This window comes from Actinoplanes sp. NPDC048791 (assembly GCF_040650095.1).
Lineage (GTDB): Bacteria > Actinomycetota > Actinomycetes > Mycobacteriales > Micromonosporaceae > Actinoplanes.
On sequence record NZ_JBEZGQ010000691.1, the window covers coordinates 1 to 4,605 of the forward strand.

Here is a 4,605-nt window from a genome sequence, read left to right on the forward strand (position 1 = left end):
ACCGGTGCTCATCATCGTTCTGCTGGCGGGCGGAACCATTTACCTGTTCGGTTATCTGCGCGCGGTCCTGCACCGTGCGAACCGCGATTACAAAGCCACCAAAGCGGCCGTGAAGCCCCTGCGGAAATCGTTCTGGGCGGCGTGGGTCGCGGCCTTGCGGACCGGCGTCCTCGTGGCGATCGGGCTGGCCCTCATGGTGGCGTGGTTCGTCCGGGACGTCCGCCGCGCCGAGAGTGAACCGATCCCGCCGCCTTCGCCGAGCGTGTCAGTGCGGAAGCCGGCCCGCTGACCGACGGTGGCGGTAGCGGCGTGAACGGAGCCCGGCCGACCATTTCTCCGACATGCCCGATCCCGTCGAAGTTCGCCGCCACAAACGCCTGAACCTCACCGGACGAAACGTTTCCGTTCACGAATGTGGCGCCGGCGAAATTCACGGTGCTGCGGACCCGCTTTGTCGAAGGTGACGGATTCGCCGGCAGGGGTGGCTTTGGAGAACCGCACGTTCGGCCGCCCGTGCCGGTTGCGGTCAGGGGAGTCGTCCGAGCCGAGAAAGTCTGAGCCAAGAAAGTCTTGCCCCAGACGTTCTCAGCTCGTACGGTCTCTTCATGTCTCCTCTCCCCGCCGCTCACCCACCCGCGGACATGGCCATCTACCACCTGCCGACCGGCACCTACGAGACCCGGGCGGCTCTCGCTGTCCGGGGCGGGTCGTTCCGCGACAAGCGCCAGTTCGCCGCCTCCGCCATCCTGGTGCGGCACCCGGACGGGGACCTGCTGATCGACGCCGGCTTCGGCGCCGACGTCGCCGCGCACATCAAGCTGCTGCCCGCCTTCGTCCGCGCCCCCTACCGGGCGGGCCGGACGGTGCAGGAGCAACTCGACGCCGCCGGCTACAGCCGCGACCGGCTGGCCGGGGTGCTGCTCACCCATTCGCACTGGGATCACTCGAGCGGCCTCGACAGCCTGCGGGGCACGCCGCTCTGGATGAATGCCGATGAGCAGCGGTACGCCGCCAAGGACCCCGACGGCAAAGTGTTCCGCCTGGTCTCCCGCGGCTACGACATCCGCGAGTACGCGTTCCCGGACGGGCCGTATCTCGAGTTCGAGTCGAGCTACGACGTGCACGGCGACGGCTCGGTCGTCATAGTGCACGCCGGCGGCCACACCGAGGGTTCGGTGATCGTCTTCGTGACCGTGCCCGCCGGCCGGCGGTACGCCTTCATCGGCGACCTGACCTGGCAGATCGACGGAATCCGCCGGCGGGCTGAACGGCCGTGGCTGATGAGCAAGCTTGCCGACAGCGACCCCGGCCAGGTGCGCCGGGATCTCGACCGGATGATCGCTCTCGACGGCCTGATGCAGATCGTCCCCGCGCACGACCTCGGCTCCTACGACGGCATCCCGCTGCTGGTGCCCGAGGGCGCCGGTCGCTCCCGCTGAAGACGTACGGTGCTCGCATGCACAGCCCGCAACCGCCCGGGGACGTCGGCCCGCGTCCCACCATCGACTCCGAGATCACCTGGCTGCTGCATCGCGCGGCCCAGCGCATGCGCGCCGCGACCGGTGACATGGCCGAGAAGCACGGACTCACGCTGCGCGAATACATCGTGCTGAGCGCCCTGCACAAGAGCCCGGGTCTCAACCAGGGCGAGCTCGGCAAGACCTTGGGACTCGACAAGACCACCTTGATGAGCCAGCTCGATCGGCTCGAGCGCAACGGCTTCGTCGTGCGGCACAACGATCCGCGAGACCGCCGGCTGCGCATCCCGGTGATAACCCCCGACGGCGAGGCTCTGCGCACGAAGGTCGCCGCCGCCTGCGACACCGTCGAGGCCTCGGCCCTGACCGGCCTCGACCCGGACGAGATCCAGAACCTGCGGCGGTTGCTCGTCACCGTGATCGGCGACGTGGCGGACCGCGGGTCCTGCCTATGACCCACCAGGAGTGAAGATGGCCGTCCCCCCGCACGACCTGAGTGACCGCGCCGCCGCCGGCCGGGAGATCTACGCCCGCAACTTCGGGGTGTCCCCGGCGGAGGTGGAGCGGCTGATGACGCAGCATGCCGGCCCGGTCTTCACCCAGGAGGCGTACGAGGCGGCCGGCGGCCCGGGCTGGCAGAGTCCCGCCCTTACCGACCGGGACCGGAGCATCGCCGTGATCGCCGTCCTCGTGGCCCAGAACGTCACCGGCCAGCGGCTGTCGACCTACCTGTCGCTGGCCCGCCGCAACGGTCTCGACCTCGAGGGGCTCACCGCGCTGATGGTGCTGCTCGGCTCGTACGTCGGCCAGCCGTACGCCTCGCTGGGGATGGAAGCGGTGCAGCGCTCGGCCGGCGCGGAGCAGTGACTCGACTCTCGCGGCCATGTGGTGCTCACGCGCCGATCGGCATGCAGTCTCCGTCTGGTCGAGTCGGGGCTGTCTTGCGGCAGGTAGTCACACTACGTCTATGGGTGCGTTACTCAATGTCATTTCGTTGGTAGTAGCCTTCGCAGCCGTCGCGCTGTCGTCCGTGCTGTCATGGCGAGCGGTAGCAGTAGCCCGCGATGGCAATCACATCCCAGTCGTCACGGACCTGCTGGCGCCACATCGGAATCCAGACTTCATCCGCAAGGAGAGGCTGGTGCACGAGAAGCTGAAGGAGTTCGACCTGGAAGCCGGCTTCGACGCCCTGCCGGATCCTATGTGGGAGGCGGCTGTGGTCGTCTCGGAGCAGTATCAAATGCTCGGATACCTGGTGGTTTGCGGACTCGCCGATGCGGACCTGCTGGTTCACCAGGTCCGGCACGGCGCGATCCGCACCTGGGTGGCGATCGAGCCGCTCGTCCAGGCGGAAAGGCGGCTCCGAGGAGGCGAATTCAGTTTCCTGAACTCCTTCGAGAGGTTCGTCGAGATCGCCAGGTCGGTCGACGTGCAGGTGTCCGACGTGGTGGACGGCCGGTGGCGGTCCCCGGACGGGCGGTCCGCGGAGCGACGACTTCCAACAGTGACGCGAGCCGGATCGTGAAATGGCGACGGTAGACGAGGGGTAGGCAACGGGTAGAAGATTGCTTGAGACAATCCCCTTGCAGTGACACGCTTCGACGCGTGCTTGCCGTTGAAGATCAGTCGGGAAATGTCAGCGGACCGGTGCTCATCATCGTTCTGCTGGCGGGCGGAACCATTTACCTCTTCGGTTATCTGCGCGCGGTCCTGCATCGGGCGAACCGCGATTACAAAGCCACCAAAGCGGCCGTGAAGCCCCTGCGGAAATCGTTCTGGACGGCGTGGGTCGCGGCCTTGCGGACCGGCATCCTCGTGGTAATCGGGCTGGCCCTCATGGTGGCGTGGTTCGTCCGGGACGTCCGCCGCGCCGAGAGCGAGCCGATCCCACAGCCTTCGCCAAGCGTGTCAGTGCGGAAGCCGGCCCGCTGACCGGTGGTGGCGGCAGCGGCGTGAACGGGCCCCAGTCGACCGTTCCGCCGACATGGCTGGCTCCGTCGAAGTTCGCCGAAGCCGGCGCCTGAACGTTTTTGAACGACACCTTTCCGTCGGCGAACGTGGCATTGGAGAAGTCGATCGTGCTGCCGGTGAGCACGGCATGGTCAAAGGTGACGGATTGCCCGGCAAAGGTGGCCCTGGAGAACCATATCGGCGCGCCGTGCAGCCGCATGCCGTCGAAATAGAACCGGCCGGCGAATGTCACCCGGTGGAAAGTCATGTGGCCGGTGGAGGTGAGCTCGGCCCCGGAGAGATCGCCGCTGTCCAGCACCGCGCCCTCGAAGCTGAACCGGTAGCCGGACCACTTCGTCTCGCTCCAGCGGGTCTCCGGGCGCAGGTGGTTGCGCATGACCCGGAACAGCGTCCGGCGTACCTCACGTTCGCCCGCGCCGGCCTCAGCGCCGTGCGGGTCGTACGGCATGCGGATGTACGCGCACAGTACGTCGATGCACATCTGCCGGGACTTCTCCCAGTCATCGGCCAGGTCCGCCAGGGCGTACACGCCGGCCACCCGTACCCGGGCCTGCTCGTGACCCAGCTGGTCCACCGCCTTCGCGAAGCGTTCCCGCAGGATGCGGTCGGTCTCGCGGTCCTCGGCGGCCTCGCCGTGGCGCTGCTTGCGGTAGGCGACGGTAAGAGCGACGACCGCGCCGACACCGCCCACCGTCGCCAGGATGAGCTTGATGCTGTCCAGCCGTTCGGCGGCCGTGAGTGGGCGGGCGGTCGCCGATGCCGATGCGGACGGGGTCGGGGTCGGCGCGGTCGGGTCCGGCTTGCCGAGGCCGGCCCAGAGGAGCACGCCGAGCAGGACGGCGAGCGCTGTCCCCAATGTCAGCAGCAGAGCGACGTGTCCGAGCAGCGACCGCGGCCAGATCGTGAAAGGGCTCCGCGCCTTACCGCTGAAATTCACGAGCGTCAGTATGGCGATCCGGCAGTGATTCGGGGTACCCGAGGCTGCGGGCAGCGACGCCCGCAGTACGGTGGATCACCAGCAGGTGACGGAGGAGGCTCGGGTGGCTGAGGCCACGGTTGACCGGCGCAGGCTCGTCCCGCGTACCGATGCGGTCCTGGCCGATCCGCGGCTCGTCGACGCCGCCGCCCGGCTCGGCCGGGCGCCCGTCAAGGCCGC

General features: G+C 68.2%; 7 protein-coding genes. 6 read left to right on the forward strand and 1 reads right to left on the reverse strand.

Going from position 1 to position 4,605, the window contains the following annotated elements:
* The 5 genes from AB0C29_RS34615 to AB0C29_RS34635 form a co-directional block, all read left to right on the forward strand.
* Positions 1 to 289, forward strand: a 289-nt coding sequence (locus AB0C29_RS34615) for a hypothetical protein (protein WP_360829375.1), incomplete at its 5' end; no start/stop codon positions are given.
* Between the two features lie 316 nt (positions 290 to 605).
* Positions 606 to 1,439, forward strand: a complete 834-nt coding sequence (locus AB0C29_RS34620) for an MBL fold metallo-hydrolase (protein WP_360829378.1) — start codon at positions 606 to 608, stop codon at positions 1,437 to 1,439.
* A gap of 17 nt (positions 1,440 to 1,456) precedes the next feature.
* Positions 1,457 to 1,933, forward strand: coding sequence for a MarR family winged helix-turn-helix transcriptional regulator (locus AB0C29_RS34625; RefSeq protein ID WP_360829381.1), 477 nt, complete (start codon positions 1,457 to 1,459; stop codon positions 1,931 to 1,933).
* Between the two features lie 16 nt (positions 1,934 to 1,949).
* Positions 1,950 to 2,345 (forward strand): carboxymuconolactone decarboxylase family protein, encoded by a 396-nt coding sequence (locus AB0C29_RS34630; protein ID WP_360829384.1) that lies wholly within the window; start codon positions 1,950 to 1,952, stop codon positions 2,343 to 2,345.
* A 100-nt stretch (positions 2,346 to 2,445) separates the two neighbouring features.
* Positions 2,446 to 3,003: a hypothetical protein gene (locus AB0C29_RS34635; RefSeq protein ID WP_360829387.1), complete on the forward strand. Its 558-nt coding sequence runs from the start codon at positions 2,446 to 2,448 to the stop codon at positions 3,001 to 3,003.
* Between the two features lie 309 nt (positions 3,004 to 3,312).
* Here the strand turns inward: AB0C29_RS34635 and AB0C29_RS34640 are convergent, their stop codons facing one another.
* Entirely contained in the window at positions 3,313 to 4,386 is a 1,074-nt protein-coding gene (locus tag AB0C29_RS34640) for a hypothetical protein (protein WP_360829390.1), read from the reverse strand.
* 103 nt (positions 4,387 to 4,489) lie between these two features.
* Between AB0C29_RS34640 and AB0C29_RS34645 the strand changes: the two genes are divergently transcribed.
* A partial coding sequence (locus AB0C29_RS34645; protein WP_360829393.1) for a hypothetical protein occupies positions 4,490 to 4,605 on the forward strand: 116 nt, incomplete at its 3' end.

What these genes read in the sequence shown, in the direction of transcription:
- AB0C29_RS34630 (WP_360829384.1), top strand. Translation starts at nt 1,950, where the DNA reads ATGGCCGTCCCCCCGCACGACCTGAGTGACCGCGCCGCCGCCGGCCGG.
- AB0C29_RS34620 (WP_360829378.1), top strand. Translation starts at nt 606, where the DNA reads ATGTCTCCTCTCCCCGCCGCTCACCCACCCGCGGACATGGCCATCTAC.
- AB0C29_RS34625 (WP_360829381.1), top strand. Translation starts at nt 1,457, where the DNA reads ATGCACAGCCCGCAACCGCCCGGGGACGTCGGCCCGCGTCCCACCATC.
- AB0C29_RS34635 (WP_360829387.1), top strand. Translation starts at nt 2,446, where the DNA reads ATGGGTGCGTTACTCAATGTCATTTCGTTGGTAGTAGCCTTCGCAGCC.